Below are 17840 nucleotides of genomic sequence, written 5' to 3'. Positions count from 1 at the left end.
GCAAGGCCTACGGCCTCCAGGGCTTCCACTTCTACACCCGCGAGAAAGCCGTCACCAGCCGCTGGCTCGACCCCGCCAAGCACGGCGGCATCAACCTCGGCTTCCCCGAGAACGACTGAGCAGCCCAGAACGACTAGCCTCCACCGGCTAGCCAGACCATTCGCACCTAGAAAGACTCACGAGCAATGTCCTCACAAGCAGCAGCAGAGAACACCTGGTTCAGGGCCCGCGGAGCCCTCTCGCGAGACGGCTGGGAGAGCGTCGTCGATGCGACGCTCCCCGGCTGGGAACACACGGGCATCCGAGTCGCAGACCTCTCCGAGGGTGTGCGCCTCGAGCTGCCCGCAGGCGACATTGAGCGAATGGTCATCCCCCTCCGCGGAGACGCGGCCCTCGAGCTCGACGGGACGGATGCGCCCGCATCCGTCGAGCTCGAGGGCCGCCCCTCGGTCTTCGACGGTCCGGCAGACGTCGCCTACCTGCCCGTCGGCACCAGCGCCGTCGTCACGGGGAACGGCAGGATCGCCGTCGCCGAGGCGCCGACGACCCAGGTCTTCCCGTTCCAGGTGCTCCGCAAGGGCGACGTGCCGGTCGAGCTGCGCGGCGCCGGCCGCTCGAGCCGGCAGGTGCAGAACTTCGGCATCCCCGGCTCGCTGCAGGCCGCCAAGCTCATCGTGTGCGAGGTCATCACACCGGCCGAGAACTGGTCGTCGTACCCGCCCCACAAGCACGACGAGCACCACCCGGGCCACGAGAGCCGCCTCGAGGAGATCTACTACTTCGAGAGCGAGCCCACCAAGAACGCGACAGTCCCCGAGGGCGCTGACGCCTTCGGCATGTTCGCGACCTACACGTCGCCGGCGGGCGAGATCTCCATCAACGAGATCGTGCGCACGGGAGACATCGCACTGGTCCCGTTCGGCTACCACGGCCCCGCCGTCGCGGCCCCAGGCTACGACCTGTACTACCTCAACGTCATGGCCGGCCCAGATGAGGCGCGCGAATGGCTCATCAGCGACGACCCGGCCCACGGCTGGGTGCGCGATCAGTGGACCTCCCAGGAGTTCGACTCCCGCCTCCCCTACGGCCCCCAGCAGTAACGCCGCGCTTCCAGCGCACCAGCACCAGCTCAGTACCAACGCAGAAAGATGACGCAGATGTCAACCAAGCGAATGACCGTCGGCCAGGCGCTCGTCGAGTTCCTCGGCAAGCAGTACACCGTAGACGGCGACGTGCGCGAGCGCACGATCCCCGGCATGTTCGGGATCTTCGGCCACGGCAATGTCGCCGGCATCGGCCAGGCGCTCAAGCAGGCCAACGTCGAAGACCCGAGCCTCATGCCGTACTTCCAGGCGCGCAACGAGCAGGCGATGGTGCACCAGTCGGTGGGTTACGCGCGCATGCGCCGCCGCCGCGCGACGTACGCGAGCGCCGCATCCGTCGGACCGGGCGCCGCCAACATGCTCACGGGTGCCGCCCTCGCGACGGCCAACCGCCTGCCGGCACTGCTCCTGCCGAGCGACACCTTCGCGACGCGCGTCTCCGACCCCGTGCTGCAGCAGCTCGAGTTCCCGCACGACACGGGCATCCAGGTGACGGATGCGTTCCGTCCCCTCTCCCGCTTCTTCGACCGCGTGCAGCGCCCCGAGCAGCTGTTCTCGATCGCACTCGCCGCCATGCGCGTCCTCACCGACCCTGCCGAGACGGGTGCCGTGACGATCGCGCTGCCGGAGGACGTCCAGGCCGAGCTCATCGACGTGCCGCTCGCCTTCCTCGAGGAGCGCGAGTGGCACATCCGCCGTCCCCTCCCCGAGGCCGGTCCGCTCGCCCGTGCTGTCGAGGCGATCAAGAACGCGAAGAACCCGATCATCGTCGCGGGCGGCGGCGTCATCTACTCGGGAGCTGAGGACGAGCTGCGCGCTTTCGTCGAGGCCACCGGCATCCCGGTCGGCACGAGCCAAGCCGGCGGCGGGTCCCTCGACTGGGACCACCCGCAGTACCTCGGCGGCATCGGAGCCACCGGCACGACCGCCGCGAACCGCCTCGCGGCGCAGGCCGACGTCGTCATCGGCATCGGCACGCGCTACAGCGACTTCACGACGGCGAGCCGCACGGTGTTCCAGAACGACGGCGTGCGCTTCGTCAACATCAACGTGGCCGCCTTCGACGCCTACAAGCACGGCTCGCAGCTGCCCGTCGTGGCGGATGCGCGCGAGACGCTCGTGAAGCTCATCGGCGCCCTCTCCGGGTTCCGCGTGAGCGACGACTACTCGCGGCAGATCGCCGCCGAGAAGAGCGGGTGGGATGCGGCCGTCGACGCCGCGTTCGAGCCGAGCGGGCTCGAGCTGCCGGGCCAGCCCGAGATCATCGGCGCTGTGCAGGGCGCAAGCGACCCGCGCGACGTCGTCGTCCAGGCCGCCGGCTCCCTGCCGGGCGACCTTCACAAGCTCTGGCGCGTGCGCGACCCGCTCGGCTACCACGTCGAGTACGCGTTCTCCTGCATGGGCTACGAGATCGCAGGCGGCATGGGCGTGCGCCGCGCGGCTCCCGACCGCGACGTGATCGTCATGGTCGGCGACGGCTCGTACCTCATGCTCCACACCGAGCTCGTGACTGCCGTCGCCGAGGGCATCAAGATCATCGTCGTGCTCATCCAGAACCACGGCTACGCCTCCATCGGCCACCTCTCCGAGACGGTCGGCTCCGAGCGCTTCGGCACCTGGTACCGCGCCTTCGACGAGGCCGGCTCGAACTTCCAGGGCGACGAGATCCTCCCCGTCGACCTCGCCGCCAACGCGCGCAGCTACGGCATCACCACGATCGAGATCGAGCCGAGCGCCAACGCCATCAGCGACCTGCGCGACGCCATGGCCGCGGCGAAGGCATCTGACACGTCGACCCTCATCCACATCAACAGCAACCCGCTCCTCTACGCCCCCGACGGCGAAGGATGGTGGGATGTGCCGGTCGCCGGGACCTCCACGCTCGACTCCACGAAGAGCGCGCTCGAGGCCTACAAGGAGCAGAAGGCCGCCCAGCGGCCGCTCCTCGGCTGACGCCACGACAACACCCTCTTCTCGACCTCCCCGAACGACCCTCAACAGAAAGCAGACGACGATGTCGCAGAGCATCCGAATCGGAACCGCACCTGACTCCTGGGGCATCTGGCTCCCCGACCACCCGGGCCAGATCCCGTGGCAGACCTTCCTCGACGAGGTCGTCAAGGCGGGTTACACGTGGATCGAGCTCGGCCCGTACGGCTACCTCCCCACCGACCCCAACCAGCTCTCCGACGAACTCGAGTCGCGCGGCCTGAAGCTCTCGGCCGGAACCGTCTTCACGGGTTTCCACAACGAGGACGAGAGCCAGTGGCAGCGCGCCTGGGACCAGGCCATCGCCGTCGCGGGGCTCGCCTCGAAGCTCGGCGCCGAGCACCTCGTGACGATCCCCGACATGTGGCGTGACGACATCACGGGCCAGGCGAAGGAGCCCCGCACGCTCGACGCCGAGCAGTGGACGCGCCTCGCGGCCGGCCATGACCGCCTCGGCAAGGCACTCCTCGAGGAGTACGGCGTCAAGCAGCAGTTCCACTCGCACGCCGACAGCCACGTCGGCACGTACCGCGAGGTCGAGCGCCTGCTCACCGAGACCGACGCTCGGTACACGAACCTCTGCCTCGACACGGGTCACTTCTCGTACTACGGCGGCGACAGCCTGCGCCTCCTGAACGCCTACCCCGAGCGCATCGGCTACCTGCACCTCAAGCAGGTCGATCCTGACCGCCTGTTCGACGTCCTCAAGAACGATGTTCCGTGGGCCGAGGCCGCAGCCGACATGATCATGGTCGAGCCGCCGAACGGCATCCCGGAGCTCGGCCCCATCGTGGCCCGTGCCGCCGAGATCGACCCGAACATCTTCGGCATCGTCGAGCAGGACATGTTCGGCTGCTCTGCCGACCGCCCGTACCCGATCGCCGAGCGCACGCTCAAGCACATCTGCGGCTCCACGCCGGCAGCCCGCGCGAAGTAGCGCCAGAGAAGAACAGGAACCATCGACATGACTTCAACTGACCTCCGCGTCGGCGTCGTCGGCGCCGGCCTCATGGGCGCAGACCACATCGCCCGCATCACGAAGCGCATCAGCGGTGCCATCGTCTCGGCCGTCATCGAGCCGGACGAGGGACGCGGCACCGCGGCCCTGCAGAACGCGCCGGGCGCGCAGTGGTTCACGAGCATCGAGGACGCCATCGCGGCGAACGCCGTCGACGCGGTGGTCATCGCGACGCCAGGCAAGTTCCACGAGCCCGTGCTCCTGCCCGCCCTCGCGGCGAAGCTCCCCATCCTGTGCGAGAAGCCGCTGACGGCAGACTCCGCGTCGTCCCTGCGCGTCGTCGAGGCCGAGATGGCCGCGTCAGACCGACCGCTCATCCAGCTCGGCTTCATGCGCCGCTTCGACGCCGAGTACGCCCGCCTGCGCGAGATCATCGCCTCGGGCGAGGCAGGCGAGCTGCTCGCGCTGCGCGCCGTGCACCGCAACCCCGACGTGCCCGAGACGTACACGCAGGACATGCTCATCAACGACTCGGTCGTGCACGAACTCGATGTCATCCCGTGGCTCGCGGGCAGCGAGATCCGCAGCATCGAGATCAAGTACATGCGTCGCAACCCGAACTCGCCCGAGCGCCTCCGCGAGCCGATCCTCGTGCTCATGGAGCTCGAGAACGGCATCCTCGTCGACGTCGAGATGAACGTCAGCATCAAGTTCGGCTACCAGGTCGCGACCGAGGCAGTGTTCTCGAACGGGCTCGCCCGCATCGGCCAGGCCAACGGAGTGCAGACCTGGTCGGACGGCTCGTTCGCGAAGGAGGAGCACCGCTCGTTCGTGACCCGCTTCGCGGCCGCCTACGACGTGCAGATCCAGCGCTGGGTGGACGCGGTCGCCCGCGGAACCATCGACGGCCCGGACGCGTGGCAAGGCTACCGCGTCGCGCTCGCCTGCGAGGCCGGCGTGAAGGCGTTCGACGGTGGCATCGTCGAGGTCCAGCAGGTGGAGCGCCCCGCGTTCTACGACAAGGCGTAAGGAGAGACTCCGATGGTTCGCATCGCGCTGGACCCGACGCCGTTCCACCACGACGCCGGCTTCCTCGACTTCCCCGACATCGCAGCCCGCCTCGGCTACGAGTACCTGCAGATCACGCCCCACCCCGATTTCTCCTGGTTCTTCCGCCACCCGTCGGCCGATGACGCGTACGCGCTGAAGTTCAAGAAGCGGGCGGCGGATGCAGGGGTCAAAATCCCCGCCATCCTGCCGGTGCAGCGCATCTCGGGGCCGGAGGAAGCCGGCCGCCTCGCGGCGGTCCGCAACTTCACGCGGGTCATCGAGTTGGCGTCGCTGCTCGAGATCCCCGTGATCAACACGGAGTTCAGCGGAGAGCCCTCCCAGTTCAACGAGTCGGAGGACGCCTTCCACCGCTCGATGGAGACGCTGCTGCCGATCCTCGAGCGCGAGGGCATCCAGCTCAACATCGACCCGCACCCCAACGACTTCGTCGAGGACGGGCTCGAGGGGTGGCGCGTCATCCGCGGTCTGAACAGCAAGAACGTGGGCTTCGTCTACGTCGCCTCGCACACCTTCCACTACGGCGACCGGGCGAGGACGCTGCTCCCCGAACTGGGTGAGCGGCTCGGCGCCGTCTACACGGCGGACACGTTCGACCACCACCGCTCGCACGGCCTGCGCTACATCTCGAACCCTCCCGGGAACGAGGCGCGCATCCACCAGCACCTCCGCATCGGCGACGGAGATGTCGACTTCGCTGAACTGTTCGCGACGTTGAAGCAGATCGGGTACCTCGACCGTCCGGACGCGCTCATCGTCTCGAACGTCTTCGCCGAGGACGAGCGGGCCGACGAGGTCTCCGCGTTCCAGCTGGAGAAGATACGGGAGCTTGTCGCCTCCTCCTGACGCCGTGTGGCCCCGCAGCTCTGAGCTGCGGGGCCACTGTCACTCCCGACGGATTTGTCAGGACATATTCACATCACGTCATTCTTCGGTTACCATCAAGACACGCGTTCGCAGAAGACGCGCCAGCAGCACCGCACAACCTTGCTCCACCTCGCAGCATCCACGACAAGGACGTCCAAATGGCCTCATCGCATCCGGCGGGCAACACCGCCGAGAAATCACTCCCGCCCCTCACAGCTGGGCCGCACCGTTCGCGGCTCGGGCTGATCTCGATCGTCGCGTGCTTCGGCGGTCTCCTCTTCGGCTACGACACCGGTGTCATCAACGGCGCCCTGAACCCCATGACCGAGGAGCTCGGTCTGACGCCGCTCACGGAAGGCGTCGTCACGAGCTCGCTCGTCTTCGCGGCCGCCATCGGCGCCATCTTCTGCGGCCGCCTCTCCGATGGCTGGGGCCGCCGCAAGACGATCATCATGCTCGCCGTGCTCTTCTTCCTCGGCACGCTCGTCGTCGTCTTCACCCCGAACTTCGAGGTGCTCGTCGTCGGGCGCGTCCTCCTCGGCCTCGCCGTCGGCGGAGCATCCACGGTCGTCCCGGTCTTCCTCGCCGAACTGGCGCCGTACGAGATCCGCGGATCCATCTCCGGCCGCAACGAAGCCGCCATCGTCATCGGACAGCTCTCCGCGTTCATCATCAACGCCATCCTCGGCAACACGCTCGGACACCTCGACGGCGTCTGGCGCATCATGTTCGCCATCTGCGCCATCCCGGCCATCTGCCTCTTCTTCGGCATGCTGCGCATGCCGGAATCGCCCCGCTGGCTCGTCGAGAAGGGCCGCGACGCCGAGGCGCTCGAGGTGCTCAAGACCATCCGCTCGCCCGAGCGCGCCGAAGCTGAGCTCGCACAGGTCGAGAAGGTCGCACTGGAAGAGGGCCAGGAGAAGCAGGTCGGCTTCGCAGCCATCCTTAAGAACAAGTGGCTCCTGCGCATCCTGCTCGTCGGCATCGGACTCGGTGTCGCCCAGCAGCTCACGGGCATCAACTCGATCATGTACTACGGCCAGATCGTGCTCATCGAGTCCGGCTTCGACTCGAGCGCGGCCCTCATCGCCAACATCGCGCCAGGCGTCATCGCCGTGGTCGGTGCGTTCATCGCGCTCTCCTACATGGACAAGTTCGACCGCCGCAAGACGTTCATCATCGGCTTCACGCTGACGACGATCTGCCACCTGCTCATCGGCTTCTCGTCCATGGTTCTCGAGGTCGGCAACCCGCTGCGCCCCTGGGTCATCCTGTTCCTCGTCGTCGCGTTCGTCGGGTCGATGCAGACGTTCCTCAACGTGGCCGTCTGGGTGTACCTCTCCGAGGTCTTCCCGCTGCACATGCGCGGCATCGGCATGGGCGTCTCGATCTTCTTCCTCTGGGTCGCGAACGGCTTCCTCTCGCTGTACTTCCCCTCGCTCGTCGACGGAATGGGCATCACTGGAACCTTCTTCCTGTTCGGCGCGCTGAACGTGGTCGCGCTCATCTTCGTCGCAACGCAGATCCCGGAGACCCGCGGCCGCACGCTCGAGTCGCTGGATGAGGGCGTCACCACCGGCGCGATCTTCCTCCCGACCGCGAAGAAGTAGCTTCTCCGCACCGCAGACGAGCGACGGGCTCGGCCGATTCGGCCGAGCCCGTCGCTCGTCTGCGGGTCGCTCGCGGGCCGCGTCCACCGCTCGACCACGGAGCTCGACAGATTGTGTAACAATCTTCCCGTGGCCCCACTCCTGCTTGTCCTCCTCGCCGCGGTCTGCTTCGGCACGACCGGCACCGCGCAGGCGCTCGGGGCACCAGAGGTGTCCGCCTTCTCGCTCGGCTCGGCCCGCCTCGCGCTCGGCGGGACCCTGCTCGGCGCCTGGGCGCTGCTCACGGGGCTGCGTCGCCGCGGCGCCCGCGGATACTCCCAGAAGCCCGCGCCGGACGCCGTCCGGCTCCGCCGCCCGAATCGCGCCCAGCTGGGACTCATTGCCCTCGGCACGCTCGGCGTGCTCCTCTACCAGCCGCTCTTCTTCGCGGGCACGGCGGGCAGCGGCGTCGCTGTGGGCACCGTCCTCGCGCTCGGATCAGCACCGGTCCTCACGGGACTGCTGCAGTGGGCACTCGAACGCCGCTTCCCCGGGGTGAGCTGGGGCGTCGCGACCGCGATCGCCGTCCTCGGCGTGGGCCTCATCGCGGCGGCTGGCGCGGGCGACTCGGGCGGTGCGAACCTCGCCGGGATCGCTGCATCGATCGGCGCCGGCGCGAGCTACAGCATCTACACCCTCTCGGCGAAGGCACTCATGAACCGAGGCTGGAGCGCCGACGGCACCATGGGCATGGTCTTCGGCGTCGCCGGCATCGCCAGCATCCCGCTGCTCCTCGCGAGCGGTGCCGAGTGGATGCTCACCCCGGCTGGGCTCGCGACGGCGGCCTGGCTCGGCGTCGTCACGACGACCATCGCCTACCTGTGCTTCGGGGCTGGCCTCGCGAAGCTGCAGGCAGCGACCGTCTCGACACTGACGCTCGCGGAGCCGCTGACTGCGAGCATCCTGGGGCTCCTCGTGCTTCGCGAGCAGCTCGCGGGCCTCGAAGCCCTCGGCCTCATCGTGCTCGCGGCAGGAATCGTGGTGCTGGTGCTGGGGTCCACCGCTGCCTTCCAGCGGTTCTCACCTGCGACGAAGACGAGACTCGCCGTGAACGGCACGACAACGGGTACGGCTCCGGCTGCGGCTGGCATCCATCCGGACGCAGATTCGGCGGAGCGGCAGCAGCGATGACGCGCGCAGGAGCGCCTGACGCAACGCCACGACTGACCGCCGCCTCGAAGCTCGCCACGACGCTTCGCGAGCGCATCCTCGAGGGCAGCTACGCCCGCGGCCAGTCACTGCGCGAGGAGCACCTCGCGGACGAGTTCGGACTGTCGCGGCACACGGTGCGCACGGCCCTCGCCGTGCTGGCCGCGGAACGGCTTGTCCACTCCGCTCCCTACAAGGGGGTCGAGGTCACGAAGCTCGACGACGAGGAGATCAGGGCCATGCAAGATCTGCGCTGCGCGCTCGAATCCGAGGCCGTGCGCATCCTGAACTCGAGGCACCCAGGAGGGTGGCCGCTGGCCGTGCGGCAGCCGATCCAGGCCGAGATCGTCCGATTGCGGGAGATCGAGGCGAGCGATGCGCAGTCCTGGCGACTGCTCGAGGCGGCGCACGCCGCCGTGCACCAGGCCATCGTCGACGCGGCCGGGAGTCCCCGGATCAGCGAGGCCTCGCGATCACTCGAGAGCGAGGTCCGCCTGCTGCTGGCGGGAGCGCACGAGCACTACGAGGCCACGGGCCTGGCTGACGACCACGAGGCCTACCTCACCCTGCTCGAGCACGACGGCCCGTCCGCCGTGCGAGCCCACCTCGACGCCCTCACCGCCCACCTGGTGCGCGACTCCCCCGCCTGAGCCGACTCACCCCCTGCCTGCACAGCGCCCGTGGCATCCACACGTCCAGACGAGAGCTGCCGCTTCCTGCGCGATCAAAGCTGCATCTCCCACGTGGATGGACTCCGAATGCGGGCAGACCGGCGAGTGGCGCGGGCAGAGCACGAACGGGCGGACCGATTGCTCGGGCCGCCCGTTCGGGGATGCTGTGCGTCTGGCGCTGACTACTGGCCGGAGGACCAGCTGGCGCGACGCGAGCCGCGCTCGCCGCCACCGCGCGACGGAGCCGCTGCGGAGGTGGTGCCTGCGCGGCGCGGGCGACCCTCGCCGCGGCGCTGACCCTGGGCTGCACCCTCTCCACCCTGCGAGCGCGCGGGGCGCGACGCGGACGACGAGGAGGTCTGCGATGAGGACCCGCCGCGGCCACGGCCACCGCCGGTGCTCGATCCGCCACGCGATGCGCCACCACGCGAGGAGGCGTTGTCGCGCTTGCGGCGCGCGTTCGCTCCCTGCGAGGTGCCGCGGCCCTGGCTGACCTCGACGTTGCCGGATCCCGGTCCGCCCGGAACGGGGCGCACGGTCGGGGCGACTTCGCCGACGAGCTCGGCCACGAACGGCGAGTTGACGTTGGCGCGCTGCGGGGTCACGCCGATCTTCGCGCGACGGAGCAGCATCTCCGTGTCCTTGCGCTGGCTCGGGAGCATGAGGGTGACGACGTCGCCCTCGGAGCCCGCGCGTGCCGTGCGGCCGGAGCGGTGCAGGTACGCCTTGTGCTCGGCGGGCGGGTCGACGTGGACGACGAGCTCGATGGCGTCGACGTGCACGCCGCGTGCGGCGACGTCGGTCGCGACGAGCACGTTGACCTCGCCGCCGGAGAACGCCGCGAGGTTGCGGTCGCGGGCGTTCTGCGAGAGGTTGCCGTGCAGGTCAACGGCCGGGATGCCAGCAGCGGTGAGCTGCTTCGCGAGCTTCTTCGCCTGGTGCTTGGTGCGCATGAACATGATGCGGCGGCCCTTGCCGCTCGCGAGGGCATGCACGAGCGCCGTCTTCGCCTCGGGTGTCTCCGCCTCGTAGACGTGGTGCGTCATGGCGGCGACGTGCGAGTTGGACTCGTCGACCGAGTGCAGGATCGGGTCGTTGAGGAACTTCTTGACGAGCTTGTCCACGCCGTTGTCGAGCGTGGCGGAGAAGAGGAGGCGCTGCCCGCGCGGCGGCGTGGCGTTCATGATGCGCGTGACGACGGGCAGGAAGCCCAGGTCGGCCATGTGGTCCGCTTCGTCGAGCACGGTGACCTCGACGGCGTCGAGGTTCACGATGCGCTGCTTCATGAGGTCGTCGAGGCGTCCGGGGCAGGCCACGACGATGTCGACGCCGTTGCGGAACGCGGTCTCCTGCGGGCGCTGCGAGACGCCGCCGAAGACGGTGGTCACGGTGAGGCCTGCGGCCTTGGCGAGCGGCTCGATGACCGCTGCGACCTGGGTTGCGAGCTCGCGGGTGGGGAGCAGCACGAGGCCGAGCGGACGGCCCGGGCGGCGCTTGCCACCGGACACGGCACCGGCGAGGCGGGCGACGAGCGGGATCGCGAACGCGAGCGTCTTGCCGGAGCCTGTCTTGCCACGGCCGAGGACGTCGCGACCTGCGAGGGTGCTCGGCAGGGTGGACTGCTGGATGGGGAACGCTTCGTGCTTGCCTGCTGCATCGAGCACGCTCACGAGAGACTTGGGGACGCCGAGCTCGGCGAAAGTTGAGGTTGTTTCCGTCATGTGGAGGTCTTGCCTTTCAATCAGCACGCAGAGAACGCACAACACTCGAGTGCTGCGCTCTTGCGGCGATGATGCGGGCGAATGTGCCCGTTCGCCGCAACTCGTGAAATCGTGCCGAGGCAGGAAAGGTGCCCTCGAACAACAAACGGTACGACGATTGTGGGAAATAGGACCCACGAAGGTCCGACTCTAGCACGCGAGATCAGTCCCGACCAGATGGACGGCCTGTTCCGTTCGGATGCGCGGCTCGCCCGCTGGAGTTTCGGCACTCGTTCAGGACGCAGTTATTAGAATCGCCCTGCGCATGCACAGGGGCGGACGCCCATTCGCCCATGCCTGAGAAACGGTGACGAGATGAGCAGAGACCTGACGACGATCGTCTGTGAGGGCTTCCGGGCCGCCTTCGAGCGCGAACCCCTCGGAGTCTGGTCCGCGCCGGGTCGCGTCAGCATCATGGGCGACCACACCGACCTGCAAGATGGCGTCGGCTACGGGTGCGCCATCCCCCTCCGCTCGAGCGCGGCCATCGCGCCGCGTGACGACGGCCGCATCCGCATCGTCACCGACCTCTCCACGGAAGAGGCCGTGACCGACCTGCGGTCGATCTCCTCGGAGATCCCCACCAAGGATTGGCGTGCTTACCCGCTCGGAGCGGTCTCGAGCATGCTGCGCTTCGCTCGCGAGAACCCGCCGGAAGGCACTCGCGGCGACGACGACGAGACGGACCCCGGGGTGCCCTTCTTCCTGGGCACCGGCCTCGACATCTTCCTGACGACGGACGTGCCCATCGGGGCTGGCCTCGCCTCCTCCGCCTCCGTGTGCGCCACCATCAGCACGGCCCTCAACGACTTCTGGGGCCTCGGCATGAACGTCGAGGAGCTCGCCGAGATCGGCCGACAGACCGAGGCCGACATCGTCGGCGCGCCCGGCGGCCTGAGCGATCACATCACCGTGCACGCCGCGCGCAGCGATGAGGACGTCTTCTTCGACGCGCGCGGGTCCGACGTCTCCATCCTTCCCGCGCCGCGACCAGCCGAGTCCGGCCTGGTCCGCGTGCTCATCGACACGCGGGAATCGCACCGCAACTGGTCGGCGGAGTTCGCATCGAGGGCCGAGGACTGCGCCAGGGCTGCCGAGGCGCTCGGCTGCCAGACGCTGCGCGAGGTGCGACCTGCTGAACTCGACGCGGCTGCGGACAAGCTCGACGAGGTCGTCTTCAGGCGCGCCCGCCACGTCGTCTCCGAGATCGCTCGCACGCTGGAGTTCACGAAGCTGATGCGCACGGGCGAGACGCCCGAGGAACGCAGTCACCTGCTCGCCGCGTCGCAAGCGTCGCTCCGGGATGACTTCGAGGTCTCGACCGAGCGCATCGACTTCACCGTGGAGCTGGCCACCTACCTCGGCGCCGCAAGCGCGCGCATGACCGGCACGGGCCTCGGCGGCTCCGTGTTCGTGATGCACCCAGCCGAGAAGGTCGACGAGCTGCGCGAGAGCGTGCTGAGCGCGTACGCGGAGCAGGGCTGGGAGGCTCCCCTCGTGCTCGCCTTCGAACCTGAGGCAGGTGCGCGACGCGACCGCTGAGCCGCGTCATCGGCCCGCGAGCGCAGCTCAGGCGGAGCCGTCGGCGGACGCGGTCGAGCCCCGGACCGTGAGGATCGGCTGGATGAGCCTGCGCGTTCCCTCGCCTCGCTCTCCGGCCTCCGGACGGCGCCCTTCGATGCGCGCGAGCAGGAGCTCGGCCGCCACACGACCCACGTCGGCACTGCGGTCGTCGACCGAGGTGAGCGACAGGTGCTCGGCGCCCGCGAGGTGCGAGTCGTCGTAGCCGACGATCGAGATGTCGTCCGGCACTCGCATCCCGAGCTTGTCGAGCGTTCCGAGCACGCCAAGCGCCATGACGTCGTTCGCGGCGAAAACGGCCGTGGTCTCCGGCCAGTTCTCGAGCAGCTCGCGCGAGGCTCGTCGCCCTTCGTCCTGGTCAGTGGGACCAGAGCCTCCGACGACGCGCGGCTGGAGCCCCGCCTCGACCATGGCCGCCTCGTAGGCCATGCGCCTGAGTTCGGCCGCTCGCCCGCTGCCCGTGACATGCCCGATCCTCGTGTGGCCGAGTGACCGCAGGTGCTCGACGGCGAGGCGGGCGCCAGCTTCGTCGTCGTTGGCCACGAGGTCGGCCCCGACCGGCACCGTCGCCCGGTTGCCCGCGACGACGGTCGGCACCGGGAAGCCCTCCGCAGGCACCGCATCCACGTCACCGCCGATGACAAGACCCTCGACCCCTGCGGCGAGGAAGCCGCTGATCGGGGACTGCTCGAGGTGCGCGTTCAGGTTCGCGTCAGCCACCGTCACGTGGAAACCGGGCCCGTTCAGCACCTCCTGCATGCCCTCGAGGAGGTCGACGAACCAGGGGTTCCTGAAGTCGTCGATCATGACGCCGATCGCGCGCGTGCGGTTCCCCGCGAGCGCCGTGGCCGCCCGGCTCGGCAGGTAGCCGAGTTCCTGGATCGCGGTCCGCACTGCCGCGCGCTTCTCGTCGCTGACTCGGGTCGAGTTCTGCAGCACAAGCGACACCAGCGACTTGGAGACTCCGGCACGCTCAGCGACGTCGTAGATCGTCGGTCGCTTCCGGCGGGACGTGGGTGGCATTCGACACTCCGAACTCGGATCGTTTGACAGGACATTGTTTCATGACCTACCTTCCAGTGTAGCGCTCCAACACCGTCGTCGGTCGCCTGCGCTCACCATCCCAGCTCACGCAGAACCACAGGAGAACCAATGTCCACCTCACTGGGCGTCGCCGTCATCGGCGCAGGCATGGCCGGGCGCGCACACGCCGCGGCGTACCGCGTCGCATCCACTCTCTACAGCCCCACGCTGCCCGAGATCCGCCTCGTCTCCATCGGAGACATCAACCCGGAGTTCGGCGCACTCGCCGCGAAGCGCTTCGGCTACGAGCGCACCGACTCGTCCTGGCAGGCCATCGCGGCCGCCGACGACATCGACGTCGTGAGCGTCGTCATCGCGAACTCCCTGCACCGAGAGGCCGTCGAGGGCCTCCTCGCAGCCGGCAAGCACGTGCTCTGCGAGAAGCCCCTCAGCGACTCCATCGAGGACGCCTACGCCATGGCCGAGGCCGCAGAGCGCGCCAACTCCATCGCCCGCGTGGGCTTCACCTACCGCCGATCCCCCGGCATCGCCCACATCCGCCAACTCATCCAGGACGGCACCCTCGGCAAGCTGCTCCACTTCAGCGGGCGCTACTGGACGGACTACGCCTGCGACCCACAGGGCCCCATGAGCTGGCGCTTCAAGGGCGCACCAGGAAGCGGCGCGCTGGCCGATGTCGGGAGCCACATGGCGTATATCGCGGAGTTCCTTGGCGGTGAGATCCAGGAGGTCAGCGGCGGGACGCTCAGCACCGTCATCCACGAGCGCCCCCTGCCGCTCGGAGCCGTCCTCGGCCACGACCACGCGGCCGTGAGCGACACCTTCGAGTCCGTCGAGAACGACGACTACGCCGCGTTCTCACTGAAGTTCGCGGACGGCGCTGGCACCATCGAGGTCTCCCGCGTGGCTCGCGGCCATGCCAACAGCCTCATCTTCGAGGTCTTCTGCGAGAACGGTGGCGCCAGGTACGACCAGCGTCGCCCCTCCGAGATCGAGCTCTTCCTGAACGATGTCCCCTCGGCCCAGAACGGGTACCGGCAGGTGATCCTCGGACCGGAGCACCCCTACATCGCCGGCGGGCTCGCGATGGACGCCCCGAGTGTCGGCTTCGGGCAGAACGACGCATTCGCCTACCAGGCGCGCTCCTTCCTCGAGGAGGTCGCAGGCATCCCAGAGCATGCATCTCTCCCCCGCTGCGCCAGCTTCGAAGAAGGCATCCACAACATGGAGCTGCTCCACGCCGTCGCCGCATCAGCAGCCGCGAACGGCTCGGCCGTGCGCGTCAATCCCACCACCACGCACAAGATCGGAGCCTGACATGCGTCTCGGCGTCTACAACGCGATCCTCCACGACCGGCCACTGCCGGAGGCGATCAAGGTCATCGCCGACCTCGGCCTCACGGGGATCGAGCTCAACTCGGGCGGGTTCCTCCCGGCAACCCACATCCCGAACTTCGACGAGATCCTCGAGAGCGACGAGGCACGGGACACGTTCCTGGCCCAGTTCGAGGGCACCGGCGTCTCGATCGCCGGTCTCAACTGCAACGGCAACCCGCTGCACCCCGACCGCTCGATCGGCGAGAAGCACGCCGAGGACATCCGCCGGTCGATCCGCCTCGCGGCCCGCCTCGGGCAGGACCGCATCGTCACGATGTCCGGCCTCCCCGGTGGCGAGCCGGGAGCTACGACCGTGAACTGGGTGGTCAACGCCTGGAACTCGGCGGCGCTCGACGTCATCGACTACCAGCTGGACGTCGCCGCGAAGTTCTGGGCGGAGATCGATGAACTGGCCGGCGAGCACGGCGTGAAGGTGGCGCTCGAGCTGCACCCGCAGAACGTCGCCTTCAACCCGGCGAACTTCCGCGAGCTCATCCAGCGGGCCGGAACGACGAACATCGGCGTCGAGCTCGACGCATCGCACCTCTTCTGGCAGCAGATGGACCCGGTGGCCGTCGTCCGCGACCTCGGCAAGTGGGTCTTCCACGCCGCCGCGAAGGATGTTCGCGTGAACCCGGCCGCGGCCATCTACGGCGTGCTGGACAACCAGTTCCGCAAGCTGTCCGCCGACGAGCCGCGCACCAACCTCGGTGGCGACGAGTGGGCGAACGAGTGGCCGAAGAACTCAGCGTGGGACTTCGTCGCCCTCGGCCGCGGCCACGACACGGCATTCTGGACCGAGTTCCTCCGCGCTTTGCACGAGGTCGACCCGGAGATGTGGGTCAACATCGAGCACGAGGACACCTCGCTCGGCCGCATCGAGGGGCTCGAGGTCGCCGCGACGGTGCTCCTCGACGCCGACGCGGCCCTCGAGGCGTCGCTCTGACTTCCGTCTTGGGCAGGACTCTTCTGCGAGAGCTCCGCGCCTGGCCACTGGGGCCGCATCCAATGGGATGCGGCCCCTCGTGGTCCCAGGAGCCCGGACGGTATTTGTTAGGACATTAGGTCTTTTGAAGGTAGACTTCGTGAGCAGACAACGAATGTCACCCCTCAACCTCAAGGACACCGCACCATGCCTCTCGTACGCATCGACGTCAACGCCGGCCGCACGCCCGAGCAGATCTCGTCCATCGCCGACGCCATCCACGACGCCATCGTCGCCGAGTACGGGATCCCCGCTCGCGACCGGTTCCAGATCATCACCGAGCACCAGGGTGGCCAGATCATCGCCCAGGACGCCGGACTGGGCTTCGACCGCTCGAACGGCGTCGTCATGATCCAGATCTTCACGCAGCGCGGCCGCACCACGGAGGCCAAGCAGTCGCTCTACGCTCGCATCGCCGAAGCACTCGGCGAGCAGGGCGTCGAGGGCAACGACCTCTTCATCGGCTACGTCGAGAACGGCCCAGAGGACTGGACGTTCGGCTTCGGCCGCGCCCAGTACCTCACGGGCGAGCTCGCGGTCCCCAACCGCGCCTGACCTCGGCCCCACGACTGCCAGACGCTGCCAGCCGATGCGCCCGACCGCACCCTGTGCGGAAGGCACATCGGCTGGCAGCGTCTTCTCGCGCATCCCGGAGAACTCGCGCTGCCCGCGGTGGTCATCGGCCCGCGGACGAGGACCAACCCGCCACTTCAGCGCGGGTCAGCGCTGTCAGCGCCCGTCGGCGCAGGTCAGCGCAGGTCAGCGCTCGACGAGCGTGATCTCGAACGTGTAGAGGTCCGGCCGGTAGCAGTGCCGCCCGTACTCGACGGCGCGACCCGTCGCGTCGAACGCGACGCGGGACATCGTGAGCACCGCTGCACCGCCGGAGAGATCAAGAAGGCGCTCCTCCTCGCGAGACGCGGTCCTGGCACCGATGCGCTGCTTGGCGATGCGCATGGTGACGCCGCGGGCGCGGAGCAGCTGGTAGAGCCCGTGCTGGATGAGCTCATCCTCGGTGAGCTCGACGAACGGCTCTGGCAGCACATTGTCGAGCACGGCAAGGGGGACCCCATCCGCGCTGCGCAGGCGCGAGATGTGCAGGGTGGGGCTTCCGACCTCGATGCCGAGGGTCTCGGCGAGCTCGGGCGTCGCGGCCTCGACTCGGCGAGAGAGCAGCGTCGTCGTCGGCTTCTGCGCGGACCGCTCGAGATCCTCATACAGGCTCGTGAGCTCGACGTTGCGGGTGACGGGCCCGTGCACGACCTGCGTGCCCACACCGCGGCGTCGGACGAGGAGTCCCTTGTCGACCAGCTCCTGGATCGCTCGGCGCACCGTCGGGCGAGAGAGGCCGAGGCGGTGGCCGAGGGAGATCTCGTTCTCGAGCTTCGACCCTGCAGGCAGCGTGTCGTCTCGGATCGCCTTCTCGATGCGCTCCGACACCTGGTGGTACAGCGGAACGGGGCTCGAACGGTCGATGCCGACGAACAGCCCGAGTGGGAGTCGGGCCTCGCCTGTTGTCGCAGCTTCATTGCTCAATGGCGCACTCCTCGGACGACTTGATGACCTGACAAGCGTACCTGTCGACGAGCCCTGACCAACGGCGACTCATCGGGGTGGCGCGCATTCACACGAGCCACAT

15 protein-coding genes are annotated in these 17840 nt (G+C 68.6%); 12 read left to right on the top strand and 3 right to left on the bottom strand.

Annotation, left to right across the window (positions count from 1 at the left end; translation table 11 throughout):
- Nucleotides 1-185 precede the first annotated feature (185 nt).
- The 8 genes from iolB (at nt 186) to ABVF28_RS08180 (ending at nt 9433) form a co-directional block, all read left to right on the top strand.
- Entirely contained in the window at nt 186-1100 is a 915-nt protein-coding gene (iolB, locus tag ABVF28_RS08215; RefSeq protein ID WP_371030146.1) for a 5-deoxy-glucuronate isomerase, read from the top strand.
- 57 nt (nt 1101-1157) lie between these two features.
- A complete protein-coding gene (gene iolD, locus ABVF28_RS08210; protein ID WP_371030145.1) occupies nt 1158-3056 on the top strand; it encodes a 3D-(3,5/4)-trihydroxycyclohexane-1,2-dione acylhydrolase (decyclizing) in 1899 nt (632 codons plus the stop codon).
- Between the two features lie 61 nt (nt 3057-3117).
- Entirely contained in the window at nt 3118-4029 is a 912-nt protein-coding gene (locus ABVF28_RS08205; protein ID WP_371030144.1) for a sugar phosphate isomerase/epimerase family protein, read from the top strand.
- 27 nt (nt 4030-4056) lie between these two features.
- Entirely contained in the window at nt 4057-5079 is a 1023-nt protein-coding gene (locus tag ABVF28_RS08200) for a Gfo/Idh/MocA family protein (protein WP_371030143.1), read from the top strand.
- Between the two features lie 12 nt (nt 5080-5091).
- The gene (locus tag ABVF28_RS08195) at nt 5092-5964 is read left to right on the top strand and encodes a sugar phosphate isomerase/epimerase family protein (protein ID WP_371030142.1); all 873 of its coding nucleotides are present in this window, start codon (nt 5092-5094) and stop codon (nt 5962-5964) included.
- 179 nt (nt 5965-6143) lie between these two features.
- Complete coding sequence (locus ABVF28_RS08190) at nt 6144-7595, top strand: sugar porter family MFS transporter (RefSeq protein ID WP_371030141.1); 1452 nt, start codon at nt 6144-6146, stop codon at nt 7593-7595.
- 129 nt (nt 7596-7724) lie between these two features.
- Nucleotides 7725-8765 (top strand): DMT family transporter, encoded by a 1041-nt coding sequence (locus ABVF28_RS08185; protein WP_371030140.1) that lies wholly within the window; start codon nt 7725-7727, stop codon nt 8763-8765.
- Nucleotides 8762-9433 (top strand): GntR family transcriptional regulator, encoded by a 672-nt coding sequence (locus tag ABVF28_RS08180; RefSeq protein ID WP_371030139.1) that lies wholly within the window; start codon nt 8762-8764, stop codon nt 9431-9433. Before ABVF28_RS08185 ends, ABVF28_RS08180 begins: the two co-directional genes overlap by 4 nt.
- Nucleotides 9434-9636: 203 nt before the next feature.
- Here ABVF28_RS08180 and ABVF28_RS08175 read toward each other — a convergent pair whose 3' ends face one another.
- Nucleotides 9637-11175 carry a DEAD/DEAH box helicase gene (locus ABVF28_RS08175; RefSeq protein ID WP_371030138.1) on the bottom strand — a complete coding sequence of 513 codons (1539 nt, stop codon included), beginning with the start codon at nt 11173-11175 and terminating at the stop codon, nt 9637-9639.
- A gap of 354 nt (nt 11176-11529) precedes the next feature.
- On the opposite strand from ABVF28_RS08175, the gene ABVF28_RS08170 reads away from it, so the two are divergent.
- On the top strand, nt 11530-12756 hold the full coding sequence (locus ABVF28_RS08170; RefSeq protein ID WP_371030137.1) for a galactokinase: 1227 nt from the start codon (nt 11530-11532) through the stop codon (nt 12754-12756).
- 27 nt (nt 12757-12783) lie between these two features.
- Here the strand turns inward: ABVF28_RS08170 and ABVF28_RS08165 are convergent, their stop codons facing one another.
- On the bottom strand, nt 12784-13818 hold the full coding sequence (locus ABVF28_RS08165; protein ID WP_371030136.1) for a LacI family DNA-binding transcriptional regulator: 1035 nt from the start codon (nt 13816-13818) through the stop codon (nt 12784-12786).
- A 129-nt stretch (nt 13819-13947) separates the two neighbouring features.
- On the opposite strand from ABVF28_RS08165, the gene ABVF28_RS08160 reads away from it, so the two are divergent.
- From ABVF28_RS08160 to ABVF28_RS08150, 3 genes are all read left to right on the top strand, one after another.
- On the top strand, nt 13948-15156 hold the full coding sequence (locus tag ABVF28_RS08160) for a Gfo/Idh/MocA family protein (RefSeq protein WP_371030135.1): 1209 nt from the start codon (nt 13948-13950) through the stop codon (nt 15154-15156).
- A gap of 1 nt (nt 15157) precedes the next feature.
- Nucleotides 15158-16162 carry a sugar phosphate isomerase/epimerase family protein gene (locus ABVF28_RS08155; RefSeq protein ID WP_371030134.1) on the top strand — a complete coding sequence of 335 codons (1005 nt, stop codon included), beginning with the start codon at nt 15158-15160 and terminating at the stop codon, nt 16160-16162.
- Between the two features lie 186 nt (nt 16163-16348).
- Nucleotides 16349-16756, top strand: coding sequence for a tautomerase family protein (locus ABVF28_RS08150; RefSeq protein ID WP_371030133.1), 408 nt, complete (start codon nt 16349-16351; stop codon nt 16754-16756).
- Nucleotides 16757-16960: 204 nt separating this feature from the next.
- Here ABVF28_RS08150 and ABVF28_RS08145 read toward each other — a convergent pair whose 3' ends face one another.
- On the bottom strand, nt 16961-17737 hold the full coding sequence (locus tag ABVF28_RS08145; RefSeq protein ID WP_104252487.1) for a GntR family transcriptional regulator: 777 nt from the start codon (nt 17735-17737) through the stop codon (nt 16961-16963).
- Nucleotides 17738-17840: the final 103 nt, after the last annotated feature.

It is taken from the genome of Pseudoclavibacter sp. JSM 162008 (assembly GCF_041366455.1).
In the GTDB taxonomy this organism is placed as follows: Bacteria; Actinomycetota; Actinomycetes; order Actinomycetales; family Microbacteriaceae; genus Pseudoclavibacter.
This window is presented reverse-complemented; position numbering and strand designations above follow the sequence as displayed.